This is a genomic window from Vibrio sp. VGrn 2 (genome assembly GCF_009361695.1).
GTDB lineage: Bacteria > Pseudomonadota > Gammaproteobacteria > Enterobacterales > Vibrionaceae > Vibrio > Vibrio diabolicus.
Genome location: NZ_RBWD01000046.1, coordinates 1 through 723, shown reverse-complemented (window position 1 = coordinate 723; position 723 = coordinate 1). Strand labels below are relative to the sequence as shown.

Sequence of the window (723 nt, the reverse complement as noted above, 5' to 3'; positions counted from 1 at the left end):
CCCTTTAAAACCCGCTTCAATCTTCTTGCCACCACCGCGGCCCAACATAAACTTCCAGACTTTAATTGACGCGTCTGGGTATTTGTTGTCGAGCTCTGATTGCAGTTCACCCACCAAAGGGGCGATTTTTGTATAGTCATCAATATCAATCAACAACTGACCATAACTCACGTTCCTTGCTTCCGGTGAGTACGTCAGCATGAAACGCAGTCCGCCACCGCCAATAAAACTGGTGATATTGGTAATGCCCGGTTTTTGCTTAATATCGCTTTCGATCATCGAGACGACGTTTTCTGTTCGACGAATGTCTGAGCCCTGTGGCAGATAGACATCAACCACAAACTGTGGACGCTGTGACTCAGGCATAAAACCCGGTGGAACAAATTGAGTTGCCCACAACGCGGCGAACAATCCAAGCACCACGACACCACAACTTAAAAAGCGGTGGTGCAAGACCCATTGCAGTACCCAACGATAGCTTTCAACCATTTTTGAGGGAGGGACGTCACCCTGCTGAGCTTTCACTTTTAAAAAGTCATAACAAAGCAAAGGGGTCACTGTAACGGCGAACACCCAACTTAGCAGCATTGAATAGAGGATGACCCAAAATAGCGATCCTGCGTATTCACCCATATCCGACGGAGACAAACCTATCGCACTAAATGCGAAAATGCCGACGACTGTACCGCCAAGCAATGGCCATTTTGTTGAGTTAACGACCTC

At 47.6% G+C, this 723-nt stretch carries 1 protein-coding gene; it reads right to left on the bottom strand.

What is annotated here, in order from left to right:
* A partial coding sequence (locus D8S93_RS24770; protein ID WP_193621683.1) for an efflux RND transporter permease subunit occupies window positions 1–723 on the bottom strand: 723 nt, incomplete at both ends.